The 17243-nt window shown below is 69.1% G+C and carries 14 protein-coding genes; 9 read left to right on the top strand and 5 right to left on the bottom strand.

The annotated features are described in order from the left end of the window. From ACQ3HB_RS16530 to ACQ3HB_RS16495, 8 genes are all read left to right on the top strand, one after another. The gene (locus tag ACQ3HB_RS16530; protein ID WP_430921443.1) at positions 1-1593 is read left to right on the top strand and encodes an HAL/PAL/TAL family ammonia-lyase; all 1593 of its coding nucleotides are present in this window, start codon (positions 1-3) and stop codon (positions 1591-1593) included. Beyond that, complete coding sequence (locus ACQ3HB_RS16525; protein ID WP_430921442.1) at positions 1586-2794, top strand: CaiB/BaiF CoA transferase family protein; 1209 nt, start codon at positions 1586-1588, stop codon at positions 2792-2794. Before ACQ3HB_RS16530 ends, ACQ3HB_RS16525 begins: the two co-directional genes overlap by 8 nt. Then, on the top strand, positions 2794-3714 hold the full coding sequence (locus tag ACQ3HB_RS16520; RefSeq protein ID WP_430921440.1) for a 3-hydroxyacyl-CoA dehydrogenase family protein: 921 nt from the start codon (positions 2794-2796) through the stop codon (positions 3712-3714). The genes ACQ3HB_RS16525 and ACQ3HB_RS16520 overlap by 1 nt, the downstream gene beginning before the upstream one ends. Beyond that, positions 3711-4514, top strand: coding sequence for an enoyl-CoA hydratase-related protein (locus ACQ3HB_RS16515; protein WP_430921438.1), 804 nt, complete (start codon positions 3711-3713; stop codon positions 4512-4514). The genes ACQ3HB_RS16520 and ACQ3HB_RS16515 overlap by 4 nt, the downstream gene beginning before the upstream one ends. 2 nt (positions 4515-4516) lie before the next feature. Next, complete coding sequence (locus ACQ3HB_RS16510; RefSeq protein ID WP_430921436.1) at positions 4517-5731, top strand: allantoate amidohydrolase; 1215 nt, start codon at positions 4517-4519, stop codon at positions 5729-5731. Continuing rightward, on the top strand, positions 5728-7143 hold the full coding sequence (locus tag ACQ3HB_RS16505; RefSeq protein WP_430921435.1) for a formimidoylglutamate deiminase: 1416 nt from the start codon (positions 5728-5730) through the stop codon (positions 7141-7143). The genes ACQ3HB_RS16510 and ACQ3HB_RS16505 overlap by 4 nt, the downstream gene beginning before the upstream one ends. Before the next feature lie 29 nt (positions 7144-7172). Next, positions 7173-8336, top strand: coding sequence for an imidazolonepropionase (gene hutI / locus ACQ3HB_RS16500; RefSeq protein WP_430921596.1), 1164 nt, complete (start codon positions 7173-7175; stop codon positions 8334-8336). 119 nt (positions 8337-8455) lie between these two features. Beyond that, the gene (locus ACQ3HB_RS16495; RefSeq protein ID WP_430921433.1) at positions 8456-9724 is read left to right on the top strand and encodes an LCP family protein; all 1269 of its coding nucleotides are present in this window, start codon (positions 8456-8458) and stop codon (positions 9722-9724) included. An 88-nt stretch (positions 9725-9812) separates the two neighbouring features. Here the strand turns inward: ACQ3HB_RS16495 and ACQ3HB_RS16490 are convergent, their stop codons facing one another. Beyond that, positions 9813-11000, bottom strand: a complete 1188-nt coding sequence (locus ACQ3HB_RS16490) for an NYN domain-containing protein (RefSeq protein ID WP_430921431.1) — start codon at positions 10998-11000, stop codon at positions 9813-9815. 81 nt (positions 11001-11081) lie between these two features. Continuing rightward, positions 11082-11891 (bottom strand): isocitrate lyase/PEP mutase family protein, encoded by an 810-nt coding sequence (locus ACQ3HB_RS16485; RefSeq protein ID WP_430921430.1) that lies wholly within the window; start codon positions 11889-11891, stop codon positions 11082-11084. Between the two features lie 212 nt (positions 11892-12103). Between ACQ3HB_RS16485 and ligD the strand changes: the two genes are divergently transcribed. Beyond that, the gene (gene ligD, locus ACQ3HB_RS16480; RefSeq protein ID WP_430921429.1) at positions 12104-13126 is read left to right on the top strand and encodes a non-homologous end-joining DNA ligase; all 1023 of its coding nucleotides are present in this window, start codon (positions 12104-12106) and stop codon (positions 13124-13126) included. 74 nt (positions 13127-13200) lie between these two features. Here ligD and ACQ3HB_RS16475 read toward each other — a convergent pair whose 3' ends face one another. The 3 genes from ACQ3HB_RS16475 to ACQ3HB_RS16465 all read right to left on the bottom strand — a co-directional run bounded on the left by ACQ3HB_RS16475 (position 13201) and on the right by ACQ3HB_RS16465 (position 17205). Next, positions 13201-14595 carry an APC family permease gene (locus tag ACQ3HB_RS16475; RefSeq protein WP_430921428.1) on the bottom strand — a complete coding sequence of 465 codons (1395 nt, stop codon included), beginning with the start codon at positions 14593-14595 and terminating at the stop codon, positions 13201-13203. A 191-nt stretch (positions 14596-14786) separates the two neighbouring features. Then, positions 14787-16265 carry a DUF2252 domain-containing protein gene (locus ACQ3HB_RS16470; RefSeq protein WP_430921426.1) on the bottom strand — a complete coding sequence of 493 codons (1479 nt, stop codon included), beginning with the start codon at positions 16263-16265 and terminating at the stop codon, positions 14787-14789. 49 nt (positions 16266-16314) lie between these two features. Next, a complete protein-coding gene (locus ACQ3HB_RS16465) occupies positions 16315-17205 on the bottom strand; it encodes an Fpg/Nei family DNA glycosylase (RefSeq protein ID WP_430921424.1) in 891 nt (296 codons plus the stop codon). Positions 17206-17243: the final 38 nt, after the last annotated feature.

Raw genomic sequence — 17243 nt, 5'->3', positions numbered from 1 at the left:
GTGGCAGCGAGTTCCAGCAGCGGGGCCAGCAGCGGGGCCAGCAGCGCTGCAGACCCGACCGTCACGATCAGCCTCGGACACACCTCGATCGAGGACGTCGTCGCGATCGCGAGGGGTGCACGGGTCGAGATCGCGCAGGACGCTCTCGACGGCATGCTCCTGACCCACGACCTCGTCGGTCAGGTGCTCGCCTCCGGGCAACCCGTCTACGGGCTGACGACGGGCGTCGGCGACCAGTACTCGGTCGCCGTCGATCCGGACGGCATCGCGGAAGCCCAGCTCGGGATGCTCCGCAGCCACGCGAGCGGTGTGGGGGCTCCGCACGACGAGGAGGCGGTCCGGGCGATCATGGCCACGATGATCGTGGCGCTGGCGCAGGGCGCGAGCGGCGTGAGCCCTCGCCTCGTGCTCACGCTCGCGGAACTGCTCAACCGCGGTGTGACCCCGTGGGCGCCGTCGCAGGGCTCCGTCGGCTACCTGACCGCGACCGCGCACATCGGCCTCTCGCTCTACGGCCTCGGGAAGTCCTGGTTCGAGGGAGAGTTGCTGCCGGGAGCCGAGGCGCTCCGGCGCGCAGGCGTCGAGTCGTTCACACCCGGGCCCCGCGAGGGCCACGCGCTCGTGAGCGGCACCTATGAGATCTCCGGTCTCGGGGCGCTCGCGCTGCACCGGGCGAGAGCGCTCGTCGCGATCGCCGATGCGGCGGGTGCGCTCAGCCTCGAGGCCCTGCGCGGCAACAGCAAGGGCTATGACCCGAGGCTGCAGCGGATGCGTCCGCACCCCGGTCAGATCGACACGGCCGCCCGGCTGCTCCAGCTGCTCGACGGCAGCGAGATCCTCGAAGCCAACCGCGACCACCGCCTGCAGGACGCGCTGAGCCTCCGCTGCATCCCGCAGGTCCACGGTTCCGTGCGCGACGCGATCGACTTCGCCTGGCGCACGCTCGACATCGAGATCAACTCGGTCACCGACAACCCCGTGTTCGTCGTCGAGGACGGCGAGCTGATCGCACTCCCGGGCGGTAACGGCCACGGTGCGCCGGCGGCCGTCGCCCTCGACGTCCTCGCCATCGCCATCGCAGAACTCAGCACGATGTCGCAGGCGCGCTCGGATCGCCTCACCAACCGGCACCTGAGCGAACTTCCTCCGTTCCTCGTGACCGGCGGTGGGGCCGGCTCCGGGTTCATGATCCCGCCTTACGTCGCCGCTGCCCTCGCCGGTGAGAACCGGGCCCTCGCGGCTCCGGCGACCGTGCACACGGTGTCGACGTGCGCCGGGCAGGAGGACCACGTGAGCATGGGCACGACGGCCGCGATCCAAGCCCGGACGGCCGCTCGGAACGTGGCCAACATCCTCGCGATCGAGCTCCTGTGCGCGGCGCAGGCCATCGATTTCCACGCACCGCTCCGACCCGGGCGCGGAACGGGAGCGGTCTACGACGCGATCCGCAGTGTTGTGAGCGTCCGCGAGGACGACCGCGAGATGTCGCCGGACCTCGAAGCGGTGCTCGCGCTCGTCGACGACGGCACGCTCAGCACGATCATCAGCACGCACACGAGCACGCCAGCCCCGGAAGGGAACGATCATGACTGACCAGAACAGCAGCACCGGAGGACCGCTCACCGGGGTCAAGGTCCTCGACCTCGCTCGGGTGCTCGCCGGGCCCCTGTGCTCGGCGATGCTCGGCGACCTCGGCGCCGACGTCACGAAGGTCGAGCTGCCGGGGAGGGGCGACGACTCGCGCGACTTCACACCGCATGTGAACGGTGAGAGCAGCTACTTCATGCTCCTCAACCGCGGGAAGAAGAGCATCACGATCGACTTGAAGTCCCCGGAGGGGCACGCACTCCTGCTGCGGCTGATCGAGCAGGCGGACGTCCTGGTCGAGAACTTCCGGCCGGGCGTCACTGCTCGGCTCGGCATCGACTACGAGACCGTCAAGGCGCGGAACCCGCGCCTCGTCTACGTGAGCATCTCCGGCTTCGGCCAGACCGGTCCGTACGCGCACCGCGCCGCGTACGACCACATCGTGCAGGCCATGGGCGGCATCATGAGCGTCACGGGATGGGCCGATGGTCCGCCGACGCGCATCGGCGACGCGGTCGGTGACGTCGTGGCCGGCGTCTACGGCTCGTGGGGTGCTCTCGCCGCGCTGCTGCAACGCGGCATCACTGGCGAGGGCCAGCACGTCGACGTCGCGATGCTCGACTCGATCTTCTCGCTCCAGATGGTGTCGCTCTCGCAGCTGCTCGGTGGTGCGGGAGCACCGTCGCGCATCGGCAACAGCCACCCCATCAGCGCCCCCATGGACGCCTATGCCGCAGCTGACGGCCACGTGGTCATCGCGGTCGCGAACGATCCGCTCTTCGTCCGCCTGACCACGGCGATGGGACGTCCTGAGCTCCTTGCCGATCCGCGATTCGCGACCGATCCGGGCCGTCTCAGGCACCAGCACGACCTCCGCGTCGTCATCGAGGAGTGGACCGGAGCGCACACCGTCGATCAGATCGTGACCGTCCTCGAGACCGCCGGCGTCCCCGCTGCGCCCATCTGGGACATCGGACAGGTCGCCTCGAGCGATCACGCCAGGCACCGCGGCCTCGTCCAGACCGTCGAACACCCGGTCGCGGGAACCGTCCAGGTCGTGCCGCAGCCCGTGCACTTCAGTGCGCAGTCTGCTGCGCCGGACCTCGTTGCACCGACCCTCGGCCAGCACACCGACGCGATCCTCCGCGACGAGCTGGGGCTCAGTGACGCCGAGATCCGGGCCCTGCACGAGAACGGCGTCGTCTGATGGGCCGGGGATCACAGCAGGCAGGTGCCGGCTCCGGGCGCGTCGCCGTCGTCGGCGCAGGCACGATGGGCGCCGGGATCGCCGGGGTGTTCGCGGCGAAGGGCTACACGGTGTCGCTGTACTCGCGGAGCGTGGCGACCCTCGATCGTGCGCTGCAGGACGTCGAAGGACGCATCGGCTCGGCCGTCTCGCGGATCGCGACGACCACCGACCTCGCCGACGCGGTCCGAGGCGCCGAGCTCGTGAGCGAGAACGTCCTCGAGGACCTCGCGCTCAAACGGTCCGTGTTCGCCGAGATCGAGGCGATCGTGTCCGACGAGTGCGTGCTCACGACCAACACCTCAAGTGTCCCGATCACCTCGATCGCCGCGGGCCTCCGGCGTCCGGAGCGGTTCGTCGGCCTCCACTGGTTCAACCCGCCCGCGGTCATGCCGCTCGTCGAACTCGTTCGCGGCGAAGGGACCGACGACGAGACGGTCGCTCGCGTCCGTGAGCTGTGCGTGATCATCGGCAAGGAGGTCATCGAGGTGCGTCGGGACGTCCCCGGCTTCGTCGTGAACCGCCTCCAGTACGCGATGCTGCGCGAGGCCATCGCCCTCGTCGAGTCCGGTGTCGCGTCGATCGAGGACGTCGATCGCGCCGTCGAGACGACGCTCGCCCCCCGCTGGTCGGCTTCCGGGCCGTTGCAGCTCATGGACCTCGCCGGACTCGACACGGTCGAGAAGGTCTCCGCCGTGCTCATGCCTGCCCTCAGCACCGCTGCAGGTGTTCCGGACCTCGTCCGCGACCGGGTCGCCGACGGCGCGCTCGGCACCAAAGCTGGGCGCGGCTTCTACGAGTGGACGTCGGAGGCCATCGCAGCCGCGGTCAGTCACCGCGACGAGACCGTCAGACTGCTGACCGAACGGAGGACGTCATGAGCGGCCAGGACGTCATGAGCGACCAGCACGAGCGGCCCCTCCTCCGTATCGAGCGGGACGGGCACGTGGCGACCGTCACCCTCAACCGCCCGGAGAAGCGGAACGCGCTGAACCGCGAGTTGCTGAAACACCTCGTCGAGACGCTTCGAGCCCTCGAACGGGACGGCACGACCAGAGTCGTCGTCCTCCGCGGGGACCGTCGTGCATTCGCCGCGGGAGCCGACATCGGCGCGCTCGGCGATGCTGGAGCGATCGAGCTCTACACGGCGGGCTTCAGCGAGCTGTGGGATGACGTCGCGGCGGTGCGGCTGCCCCTCGTCGCGGCCGTGTCGGGGTACGCCCTCGGCGGAGGTTTCGAACTCGCCCTCATCTGCGACGTCGTCGTGGCGGGGGAGAGCGCGCAGTTCGGCTTCCCTGAGACGGGCATCGGGATCATCCCCGGTGCCGGAGGGACGCAGCGCATCGTTCGCGCCGTCGGGAAGTCGATGGCGATGGACCTCGTGCTGACCGGACGTCGTCTCGGAGCTGCGGAAGCACTCGCGAGCGGCATCGTCAGTCGTGTCGTCGCCGACGACGCGCTCGATGCCGAAGCGCGGACGGTCGCGGAGCGGATCGCCGCCGGTGCCCCGCTCGCGACCAGGATGGCGAAGCACGCCGTGCTGTCCGCGTACGACTCCGGGCTCACCGCCGGTGTCGCCCACGAACGAGCACTCTCGGCGCTCATCGCCGCGAGTGCGGACCGGGCAGAGGGCATGCGTGCCTTCGGCGAACGGACGACGCCGCGATTCGAGGGGAAGTGATGATGCCGGGTGCGAGCACGACCACCGTCAGCTCCCTCCTCGACGCCATCGAACCGCTCGGCCGCGACAGCGCGACGGGCGGATATCGTCGGCCCGTGTTCTCGGCGGCCGAGCTCGAACTGCGCGAGTGGTTCGTCGCGGAAGCGGAACGGCGCGGCCTCGGCGTCGACGTCGACCGCAACGGCGTCATCTGGGCCTGGTGGGGTGAGCCGATGACGGGGGCCCTCGTCACCGGCAGCCACCTCGACTCGGTTCCGGGAGGCGGCGCCTTCGACGGCCCGCTCGGCGTCGCATCGGCGCTCATCGCGATCGACCGGATGCGTGAGCGGGGCGTCACCCCGTCGCGCTCCCTCGCCGTCGTCGTCTTCCCGGAAGAGGAGGGCTCGCGGTTCGGCGTGGCCTGCCTGGGTTCGCGACTGCTCACGGGACTGCTCGACGCCGACCGGGCCAGGACGCTCACCGACCGCGACGGGACGACGCTCGCGGAGGCGTATGCCGCTGCGGGCATGGATCCGGCCCACCTCGGAGCCGACCCTGAAGCGCTCGCGAGGATCGGCCAGTTCGTCGAGCTGCACGTGGAACAGGGTCGTGGGCTCGTCGACCTCGGGAAGCCCGTCGCGATCGGTTCGTCGATCCTCGGTCACGGCCGGTGGAAGGTCGTCGTCCGCGGGCAGGGAAATCACGCCGGAACGACGCTCATGGTGGATCGGGCCGATCCCGTCGTCGCCGCGGCCGACGTCGTCGGAGCGATCGCGGAACTCGCCAGGCAGACCGACGACGCACGCGCCACGGTCGGCCGATTCGAACCGATCCCAGGCGGGACGAACGTGATCGCCTCCAGGGTCGAGCTCTGGATCGACGTCAGACACCCGGACGACGCCGTCACCCGTGAGCTCGTCCGGACGATCAGCCGTGAGGCCGCGGTCCGTGCCGAACGCCACGGCTGCACTGCGGAGGTCGTGGAGGAGTCCTGGAGCCCGACCGTCGGATTCGATCCTGCGCTCGGTCGTCGACTGGCCGAGCTGGTTCCCGGCGCCCCCGTCCTCCGGAGCGGTGCCGGACACGACGCCGGCATCCTCGCGGGCTCCGTGCCGAGCGCGATGCTCTTCGTCCGCAACCCGTCCGGGATCTCGCACTCGCCGGAGGAACACGTGGAACGCGCCGACGCCGACGACTCCGCCGATGTGCTCGCGACAGTGCTGGCGGGGCTGCTGTGAGCGGGGCTGTCGTCGGGGTTCATCGAGTCTGGGCTCATCGGGTCTGGATCGGGCGAAGCATCGCGAACGACGTGCGCATCGCCGTCGCCGAGGACGGGACGATCGCCTCCGTGACCGCGGGTGTCGCTGCGGAGCCGGGCGACACGGTCCTCCATGGTGTGGTGTACCCGTCCGGCGTCAACGCCCATTCGCATGCGTTCCATCGTCTCCTGCGCGGCCGCACCCACGGGGACGGCGGCAGCTTCTGGACCTGGCGTGAGCTCATGTACGAGGAGGCCGCGCGTCTCGAACCCGTCTCCTACGAACGTGTCGCGACGGCGGTGTACGCCGAGATGGTCGCCGCGGGCTGGACGAGCGTCGCCGAGTTCCACTACGTGCACCACCGGACCGATGGCACGCCGTACGGGAAGCCCGGAGCCTCGACGCACGGCGGGGAGCCGACAGCTCGTGAGCACGCGATGGAACGTGCGCTCGCGAACGCTGCGGTCGCGTCCGGCATCCGTCTGACGCTCCTCGATACCGCCTACCTGGCCGGCGGCTTCGGCACGAGCCTGGCCGGCGGCTTCGGCACGAGCCTGGGTCCAGAACAACAGCGCTTTGGCGACGGGTCGATCCAGGCCTGGCTCCGTCGTGGTCGACGTCTCCGAGATGCCTTCGCCGAGGAGTACGACCCGCGCTTCGTGACGGTCGGTGCTGCGCTGCACTCCGTCCGTGCGGTCCCGGCCGCAGACCTCGCGATCGTCGCCGCCGAACTTCATCCGGACATCCCGCTCCATGTGCACCTCTCGGAGCAGCCGGCCGAGAACGAGGCCTGCCTCGCGGCCACCGGCCTCACCCCGACGGAGCTCCTCGCCGCGAACGGTCTGCTCGGCCCTCGACTCTCGGCCGTCCATGCGACCCACCTCTCCGAGCACGACATCGAGCTGCTCGGAGGGGCCGGGGCGACGATCGTGATGTGCCCGACGACGGAAGCCGACCTCGGCGACGGCATCGGTCCCGCACGTGCGCTCGCGGACGCGGGTGCGACGATCGCCCTCGGCACCGACCAGCACGCCGTCGTCGATCCCCTCCTCGAGATGCGGGCGCTCGAACACGGTGAGCGCCTCGGGTCGGGTCGTCGCGGACGATTCAGCCCGGCCGAACTGGTGGCGGCGGTGAGCACGGGAGGAGCGGCGAGCGTCGGCCGCACGGGCCTCGGCTCGCTCGCCGTGGGATCGCCGTGCGACCTCATCGAACTGGATCCAGCATCGAGCCGAACGATGGGCGGTGATCCCGCACAGCTCGCGCTCACCGCGACCGCCTCCGATGTGCGGACCGTGGTCATCGGTGGCAGGGTGATGGCACGGAACGGTGTCCACGCCGAGCTCGGCGCACCCGCCGAACTCCTCGCATCGGGAATGGAGCTGCTGTGACCGAGCTGATCACAGGCATCGGGGAACTCATGACGCAGGACGTCGAGCGCCGGGTGCTCCGGGACGCGGCGATCGTCGTCGAGGAGGACCGCATCGTGTGGATCGGTCAGGCGGCCGAGGCGCCCGCCGCGGATCGCCGGACGGAGCTCGACGGTCGAGCACTCCTGCCCGGCTGGGTCGATTCGCACAGCCATCTCGTCTTCGCCGGCGACCGGACGGCCGAGTTCGAAGCCCGCATGGCGGGGGAGAGCTATTCGGCAGGCGGCATCGCGGTCACGACGGGGGCCACCCGGCTCGCGAGCGATGCGCAGCTCTCCGCCCTCGTCGAAGCGCGAGTGCACGAGGCTCTCTCGCAGGGGACCACGTTCCTCGAGACGAAGACGGGGTACGGACTCACGGTCGAGGACGAGCGCCGGAGCGCCGTGATCGCAGCAGGCCACGCGGACGAGTCCACCTTCCTCGGTGCACACCTCGTGCCGGACGGGATGGATCCGGACGAGTACGTCGATCTCGTGTGCGGACCGATGCTCGCGGCGGTGGCGCCCCACGTGTCCTGGGCGGACGTGTTCTGCGAGCGGGGCGCGTTCGATGAGGCGCAGTCGCGTCGGGTACTGAGAGCGAGTCGTGCGGCCGGTCTCGGGCTCCGCGTGCACGGCAATCAACTGGGCCACGGACCGGGGATCCGACTCGCGGTCGAGTTCGGTGCTGCGAGCGTCGACCACTGCAACTTCGTCGACGACGCCGACCTCGATGCCCTGGCCGGCAGCTGGTCCGGCTGGGACACGAGCACCGGCACGGGCGAGCGGGGGACAGTCGCGACCGTCCTGCCCGCCTGCGACCTGTCGACGCGTGCGCCGCTCGCTCCGGCGAGACGACTGCAGGACGCCGGCGTGCAGGTCGCGATCGCTTCCAACTGCAACCCGGGGACGTCGTACACGACGTCGATGGCGTTCTGCATCGCCACCGCGGTCCTCCAGATGGGCCTGAGTGTGAGCGATGCCGTTCGCGCCGCGACATACGGTGGAGCGCTCGCGCTCGGCCGCGCGTCCGGCGACGGAGCCGTCGGTTCGATCGCGGTCGGCCACCGAGCCGATCTGCACGTGCTCGACGCTCCATCGGCCACGCACCTCGCCTATCGGCCGGGTGTGCCCCTCACGAACGCCGTCTGGCGTGCGGGTGTGCGTGTGGTGTGAGCGGGCTGTGTGGTCTGCACACTCACCGCGCGCGGTCAGAGGCTGTTCAGGTCCGGATGGGTAGGCTCTCCCGGTGGCCTCGCCCAGGCCGCAGCATCACTTGAAGCGAATGGATCTGCGTGCGACGACCGACTCCGCCCAATCAGAACGAAGGCGCTGCACGTGCCCAGGAACCGCAGGCGGTCCTCCCATCGAGGCATGCGGCGAGGCGGACACGGGCCAAGCGAACTCGTCGTCGGCGGATCATCGGTTGGACCTCCGGCGTCCTCGCGGTCGTCCTCGTCGCCGGCATCGCGTTCGCCGCCGTGACGTACTTCCGCGTCGTCGGCAACATCTCCGACAACGTCGTCGCTCGTCCCGGCCAGAGTGAGACGCCCCTCGCCATCCCCAATTGGGACGGGGCCGTCAACCTGCTCATCATGGGCTCGGACACGCGGACCGGCCAGACGACTGGCGAGTACGGTCAGGCGGACGAGGCCGGTGCTCGATCCGACGTCATGATGGTGCTCCACGTCTCCGCCGACCACAAGAACGCGACGCTCATCAGCATCCCGCGTGACACGATGCTGCCGATCCCCGAGTGCACCGATCCTGACGGGACGGTCGTCGACGCGCAGAGCATCGGCCAGATCAACGGCGCCCTCGACCACGGTCCGTACTGCTCGCTCGACGCGATCAAGCAGTTCACGGGGCTCGACATCGATCACTTCATCGTCGTCGACTTCGACGCCGTCATCGGGATGACCGATGCCGTCGGCGGTGTCGACGTGTGTGTCGCCGAGGACGTCGACGACCCGTACTCCGGTCTGTCGCTCACCGCCGGCGAGCACAGCATCCAGGGCGCTCAGGCGCTCGCGTTCCTCCGCACCCGTCACGGGTTCGGCGACGGCAGCGACCTCGGCCGCATCGGTGCGCAGCAGACGTTCCTGTCTGCACTCGCCCGCAAGGTGAAGAGCGCTGGAACGCTCTCGAACCCCATCGCCCTGTTCAACCTGGCCGATGCCGCGACCAAGTCGGTCACGGTCGATGAGGGGCTCGGTTCGCCCGCAGCGCTCGTCGGTCTCGCCGGGACGCTCGCGAACGTCGACCTCGACAAGATGGTCCTCGTCCAGCTGCCCGTGGAGGACTACCCGGCCGACCCGAACCGCGTCCAGCCGATCGACGACCAGGCGCAAGCGATCTTCGCGGCGCTGAAGGCGGATCAGCCGCTCACGTTCCAGGCGCCGGACACGGGCGACGGGTCCACGGACACGCCGTCAGATGCGCCGACCGATGCGTCCACGGGTGCGCCGGGCGACGGTTCGACCACGCCCGCGACGACCGTCCCCGTCCCGCTGCCCGATCAGGCCAAGGGTCGCACTGCGAACGACGCCACCTGCGCGAAGTAGGGCACTTCGACAGGCTCAGTGACCGGAGTCCCGGTCACTGAGCCTGTCCCGGTCACTGAGCCCGTCGAAGCGCGTGAGACCCGCCGCCCTAGTCCTCGTCGGCGAGCGAAGGAGCCAACCGGACGAGCCGTGCGGTCGTGCTCTCGTCGAGCTCGGCGACATCGTCCCGTGACTTGATGAAGTCGGAGAAGGACCGGAACCCGAGTGCCTTCTCGCTGAAGGACGGGTCCATGCGCTTCATCTGGGTCTTGACGTTGGAGCTGTGCAGCCAGTCGGCGTCGTCCTTCTCGTGTCCGAGGCGGAGTGCGCGTTCGAGGAGCCCCGTCGCGATGTCCTGGGGGTCCTCCGCGTCCGGGTCGAGGTCGTCGAGCTGCTGGACGGGCGACTTCGCTCGTCGGGGTGAGCGCTTCCGGGGACCGTCCGCGTCTGCGTCGTCGCCGGCTCCCGTGCCGACTCCGGTTCCGTCCGCATCATCGTCGGCGTCCCCGTGATCGATGACCGGCATGGGCTCCGGGATCGTCCCGGAGTCGGACTGCGGGCCTGCTCCGGCCTCGGCGCTGAACGTGGGGAGGATGGTCGCCCGCGACTTGAGGTCGGGCTTCTCGGCTGTTGCGGCGCCGGTGGCGTCCTTGGCTGCTTTGGCGCTGCGGCCGGACTTCGCACCGGTCTCCTGGACGACGACGGTCGAGGGCGGAGCGATCGGCTTCACGCCGGGGAGAGCGTCGTACGTGGCGAACTCGTCGCACGCGGCGGCGAGTGAACGGCTCGTGGAGCCGGCGACGCCGATGCCGACGACGTACCGTCCGAGTCGCTTGCAGCGCTGGGCGAGGGCGATGTAGTCGGAGTCGCCTGCGACGATGACGACGTGCGTCAGGTCGGGCAGCCGGAACATGTCCTCGACGGCGTCGACCGCGAGGCGGATGTCGGCGCCGTTCTTGGCGTAGGCGGCAGCGGGGAAGAGCTGGACGAGGTCGACAGCTCGGCTGACGAGCTGGCCGCGGTAGTCCGCGTTGACCTGGGCGGACCAGTCCGCGTAGGCGCGGGTGAGGACGAGCGTGCCGAAGGAGGAGGCGAAGTCGATGACGGCTCCGATGTCGACCGTCGCGCGATTGAGCTTCTCGGCGATCTCGGGATCGGCCTGGCGGTCCGCCTGGCTGAAGCCCTTCTGCTTGTCGCGCATGAACTGGCTGCGGCCGTGGACCTGGTCGTACCGGGAGATCACGATGTTGTCGAAATCGATGTAGACGGCGACGCGGGAGTCGATGGGTTCGGTCATCTGGTGCTCTTCTCGATCGGACATGTACCCCCAGTCTGTCGTGTGTGTGCCGAGACCGGCAATCCGAGTGGGCCGGATCGGTCAGCCGAGGATGCGGTTGAGCTCGCTGTAGCTCACTGTCGGGGCGGTCGCGGTCGCCGTCCCGGCGGGGTCGAGCATCGCTCCGGCCAGATCGCCGACGAGCCCGTAGGCGGCTTCGGCGATCGAGGATCCGGCGCTGATCCGTGCGGCTCCCGCGGCGGCGAGCTCATGGACGGACAACGTCCCCGGGCCGTATGCGACGTTCACGGGGACGTCGACCGCCGTCACGAGCGCTCGGACCGCTTCGGCTCGGAGCGCGCCGAGGACGAACACTCCGCTGGCTCCCGCCGCCCTGTACGCACGTGCCCTCGCGACCGTCTCGTCGAGCCAGGCGGTGTCGGGAAGTCGATGCGTGTCGATCCGTGCATTGATGAAGAGGGGGATTCCCGCATCGTCCGCGGCGGCGCGGGCGGCCTGGAGCCTCAAGACCTGTTCGTCGATCGGTCGGAGCGAATCCTCGAGGTTGACGCCGACGACCCCGGATGCAATGGACCAAGCGACCGTGTCGCCGACGTCCGACGGTCCGTCGCCGAACCCTCGTTCGATGTCGGCAGTCACGGGGAGGTCGACGGCGTGCACGATCCGCGCGACTGCCTCGAGCGCGAGCGATCTCGTGACTCCTTCGCCGTCGGTTGCGCCGAGCGACCAGGCGACACCGGCACTCGTCGTCGCGACGGCCCGTGCGCCCGCGGCTGCGACGATGCGTGCAGAGGCCGCATCCCATGCGTTCGGCAGGACGAGCGGGTCACCGGGCACGTGGAGTCTGGCGAAGGCTCGCGCGTCGGCAGTCTGATCGGATGATGTCGGCATGGCTCAAGTTGAGCACAGGAGGAGGGGCTGCGGTGGCGGACGGTGCGGTCCACCTGCGGGTCCCCGGACTGCTCGTGCTGCGCTCGTGCTGCGCTCGTGGTGCGCTTCTTCTGGGCTCCTTCTGGGCTCCTTCTGGGCTCCTTCTGGGCTCCTTCTGGGCTCCTTCTGGGCTCCTTCTGGGCTCGCGCGAAGCACAGGCGTATGGTGCTGCCATGGCAGACACGGCGGTCCACCTGAGCGTTCCCGGCCCACACGGCGAGAGGGAGGTGCGGTTGTCGAGTCCCGATCGGGTGCTCTGGCCGGAGATCGGGCTCACGAAACGCGACCTCGCGGAGTACGTCATCGAGGTCGCGGATGCGTTCCTCGCTGCGAACGGCGATCGTCCGATTTCTCTGCAACGCTTCCCCGGTGGCGTCGACGGCGACCAGTTCTTCTCGAAGAATCCGCCGAAGGGTGCTCCCGACTTCGTCAGATCGGTTCCCGTCGTCTACCCGAGCGGAAGATCGCATCCGCAACTCGTCCTCGATGAAGCCGCGGGCATCGTATGGGCAGTGCAGATGAACACCGTCGTCTTCCACCCGTGGGCGTCGAGGGCCGGCGACCCGGACGACCCGGATCAGCTCCGCATCGACCTCGATCCGCAGCCGGGGACGGACTTCTCCGATGCGGTTCCGGTGGCCGAGGAGTTGCGTCGGGTGCTCGACGAAGCCGGTCTGGAGGCGTTCGTGAAGACGTCGGGGAATCGTGGGCTGCACGTCTTCGCCCCCATCGAACCGACCCACGAGTTCCTGGAGGTCCGCCACGCGGTCATCGCCGCCGCCCGCGAGCTGGAACGACGACTGCCCGAGACGGTGACGACGAATTGGTGGAAGGAGGAACGGGGAACGAAGCTCTTCGTCGACTACAACCAGGCGAACCGCGATCGGACGATGGCCGGTGCGTACAGTCCTCGTGCGCTCCCGAACGCCTCCGTGTCCTGTCCCGTGGAGTGGGACGAACTGCGCGACGTCGATCCGAGGGCTCTGACGATCCGCACCGTGCCGGAGCGGCTGCGTACGACCGGTGACCCGTGGGCGCGGATGGGTGAGCATCCCGGTCGCATCGACGCGCTGCTGGAGTGGTGGGATCGCGACCTCGCCGCCGGCCTCGGTGAGCTGCCGTTCCCGCCTGACTTCCCGAAGATGCCGGGGGAGCCGCCCCGGGTGCAGCCCAGTCGCGCTCGGAAGGAGTCGTGAGCGGGCTGCACCGGAGACTGAGCGGGCTGCACCGGAGACTGGGCGGGCTGCACCGGAGACACTGACGCCGGACGTCAGCGAATGACCTCCGCGGACGGCTGGAGTGCGGCCGGGTCCTCCTCGGAGAAGTCCATCACGGGAGGCGTCCGGCGGAAGCCCTTCGTGAGGGCCGCGAGGATGACCACTCCGACGACGACCCAGATCGCACCGGCGATGAGCGTCGTGCTCGTGAGGCTCGTCCAGAGCCACACGGTGAGCGCGAAGCCGATGAGCGGGATCACGCCGTAGAGGATGATCGCTCTGGCTCCCCGCCCTCCCTTGTCGAAGAGGTAGTGCTTGACGACGGCGAGGTTCACGAAGCTGAAGGCGACGAGCGCTCCGAAGCTGATGACCGATGCCGCGATGTCGAGCGGGATGAACAGCGCACCGAAGAGGCCGACGGCGCCCACGATGACGATCGCGATCCACGGGGTCTGGAAGCGCTTGTGGAGCACCGCGAAGACGCGCTTCGGGAGCTGGCCGTCACGCCCCATCGCGAACAGGATCCGAGCGACGCTCGCCTGTGACGTGATCGCGGAGGCGAACGATCCGGCGATGTACGCGGCCGTGAAGAATGTGAACAGGGCCGCTCCACCGATGCGGGTCATCACGTCGAGGGCCGCGGAATCGGTGTTCTGGAAGTTCTGGAAGTCGGGGAACACGAGGCCGGCGACGTACGCCGTGATCGTGAAGAGCAGACCGCCGACGAGCGTGCAGAGGATGATCGCGCGCGGGATCGACGTGCGGGGTTCCTTGGCCTCCTCGGACAGGGTCGATACGGCGTCGAAGCCGAGGAACGCGAGGGCGAGGACCGCTGCGCCTCCTGCGATGCTGCCGATCGACGCGTCGCCGCCGAAGATCGGACCGAAGACGTCGGCGGGCTGTGCGGCGCCGCTCAGGTAGCTGACGCCCGTCGTGACGAAGACGACGAGGAACACGAGCTGGACGCCGACGAGGGCGAGGTTGATGCTCGACACGAGCAGGACGCCCACGACGTTCAACGCGGTCACGAGGAGCACCGATGCCACGACGAAGACCCAGACGGGGATCGCCGGGAACGACGCGTTCAGGTAGATCCCGATCACGAGGTAGTTGAGCAGCGGCAGCGCCAAGTAGTCGAGGAGGAGCGTCCACCCCGTGAGGAAGCCGAGGTGCGAGCCGAAGGTGCGCTGCGTGTACGTGTACGCCGAACCCGCGACGGGGTACGCCCGAACCATGTTGGCGTAGCTGTTGGCGGTGAAGAGCATCACGATCGTCGTCACGATGTACGCGCCGGCGAGGTGGCCTGACGTCATCTCGGTCACGAGGCCGTAGGTGGTGAACACCGCGAGGGGAAGCATGTAGGCGAGGCCGAAGAGCAGGAGGGCTGGCGTCCCGAGTGTTCGTTTCAGTCGGTTGCCGGAGTTTGCTGCGAGTGCCGCTGTCGTCATTGAGTGCGTCATTCCTTGCGTGGGGGGTGCTCGGGTTCGGATGAGATCGCCGCGTCGGTACCGAGTCGGGAAACCGTTTACCCGCGGTGGAGTCATTCTTACACCCAATCGCCCGTGTGGTACAGATGTGGTCTTAATTTGGCGCGGAGAGGTAATGCGCGCGAAATGTGACCGTTACACATCCGGCCGCGCTAGCGCCCCTCGACGACGACCTCGACCTCGCCGCTCTCGGCAGCATCGCGGAGTCGCTCGAAGTCACGCAGCGACTGCGCCGCGTAGCCGAAGGACCACTCGACGACGGCTCGGTCGAAGCGGTCGGAACGGCCCAGGTAGCCCGCGACGGCGGAGGCGTTCGCACTCTGGGCGTGAGCCCTGGCGAGGAGGATGGCGCACCCCTCCACGTACGTCGTGAACGCTGCCGGATTCAGCGTCTCTGGATCGATCGACCCCTTCTTGTCGCGGAACTGGCGGACGTAGAAGTCGTGGTGCGTCGCATCATCGGTCGCACCGAGCTTGCCCGTGCTGCGGAGGAAGCCGAGGAACGGATCGGAGACCGCCTGCAGGATGCGCTGATTCCCGACGACTCGTCGTCCTTCGTTGGGAACGTGCGTGAGAGCGTCGATCTCTCCTCCGCCGATGAGGCCGGCGCCGACCGTCCAGTCGGCGGACGGGACCGCATCAGGAGCGATGCCGCCGTACCGCTGGAGGACCGACATCGGCGCCTCCTTGATCTGCAGGACGAGCGACTCCCGATTCGGTCCCGTGAGCATGAGGATGAAGCACCTGGTTCCGACGCTCCCGACGCCGACGACCCGCATCGCCAGGTCCGTCAGGGTGAACTGCGACAGCAGGTGGGCCACGTCCTTCGGAACCGACTCTCGATACTGTTCGAAGAGGGCCTCGATGTCGGTCTCCGACGCCTCGGGCACGTGGGTGAGCACCGGTGGGTTCTCGATCAGGACCCGCGTGCCGTCGGCAGCCCGGCTCGTGATCTTCTCGACGTAGGCGGCGGAGGTCCGTCGCTCGGCCTGCCGTGCGGCCTTCGTGAGGATCTTCCGTCCCTCCTTGCCGACCTGCGCTCGGATCGTCTCGATGTCGGCGAGCGAGTAGTAGCGGCGGAGCGCATCGCTCGACATGAGTGCGTTGATCGACTCGCGGTACACCCGTGCCGCCCCGAGCGCGGCGGAACGGATGTCGGCCTCGGCGAAGCGCGAGTGCTGACCGCTCACGACGACGCTCGTGAGGAGACGTTTGAGGTCCCACTCCCAGGGCGCTGGTGCTGCTTCGTCGAAGTCGTTGAGATCGAACACGAGGCTGCGCTGCGGGGAGGCGAAGAAGCCGAAGTTGCTGATGTGGGCGTCACCGCAGGCGACGACGGGGATGTCCGTCGAGGCGTTCCTCGCGAGGTCCGCTGCCATGATCGCTGCGGTTCCCCGGTAGAAGGTGAACGGGTTCGCGAGCATCCGCCCCATCCGCAGCGGCACGAGGCTCGGCACCCGCGTCGCGTTCTGCTCGGCGAGGATGACGAGGGGGTCGCGATCGCCCGTCCGGTACTCCGCGTGGGCGGATCGCGGGACGTCGCCGCGTTCCGCTCTGCCGACCTCGAGGAGTTCGGCGTGGGTCGCGGTGGGGGCATGCAGCCGTTGCAACCGGCTGAGGTGTGTCGACATGGTCTCATCTTGCCGGACCCGAGTGCGGTGACGGGTCGATTCCGGCCGGCTACTTCAACAGTCTCGACAACACCCGATCTGCCAGTGGCTTCCCGCCCGTCTGGCAGGTGGGACAGTACTGGAGGGTCGAATCCGTGTAGATCACCTGTCTGACGGTGTCTCCGCACACCGGGCACGCTTCGCCGGTCCGCCCGTGGACCTGCATGCTCGTGTGCTTCTCCCGCTTGAGCTCGGATGCCGCCAGGCCGTCCGAATGCTCGATCGCGCCGCGGAGCGTGCTCTGCATCGCGGCATAGAGGCGGGAGACGTCGTCCTCAGCCATGTCCGCCGGCGTGAACGGTGACATCCGGGCGGCGTGCAGGATCTCGTCCGAGTACGCGTTCCCGATGCCGGCGATCACGGACTGGTTCCGGAGCAGCTTCTTGATCTGCGATCGGCCGGCTCCGGCGAGGATCCGCTGGAACACGGCCTCCGTGAATGCGTCGCCGAGCGGGTCCGGCCCGAGGTTCGCGATCGCCGGGACCGATGCCGGATCCGCGACGAGCCAGATCGCGAGACGCTTCTTCGTTCCGGCCTCCGTGATGTCGACGCCCGATCCCGGCTGTGGTGCTGACAGTATGAGCCGAGCAGCCAGAGGGCCTCGACCAGCTCGTCCCGTCGGCGGCTTCGGTGCGCCGTCCCGCCAGCGGATCCCGCCGGCGCGCGCCAGGTGGAGGACGAGGTGCAGGACGCTGCCCGCGGCATCCGGAGCGATCGCGATGTCGAGGAACTTGCCGTGCCGCAGAACGCCTGTGATCGTCCCGCCGGCGATGGCGGACACCGGCGGGTCGAAGGTCTTGAGCGCGGCGAAAGAGACGACGTCGAGCCGCTCGATGACCCGACCGGTCAGTCGAGCACTCAGATCGGTGACGAGCGCATGGACTTCGGGAAGTTCCGGCATGGTTCCAGTCTCGTGGGACGAGGCCCGCCGCGCCAGGG

It is taken from the genome of Plantibacter lichenum (assembly GCF_050587525.1).
In the GTDB taxonomy this organism is placed as follows: Bacteria; Actinomycetota; Actinomycetes; order Actinomycetales; family Microbacteriaceae; genus Plantibacter.
This window is presented reverse-complemented; position numbering and strand designations above follow the sequence as displayed.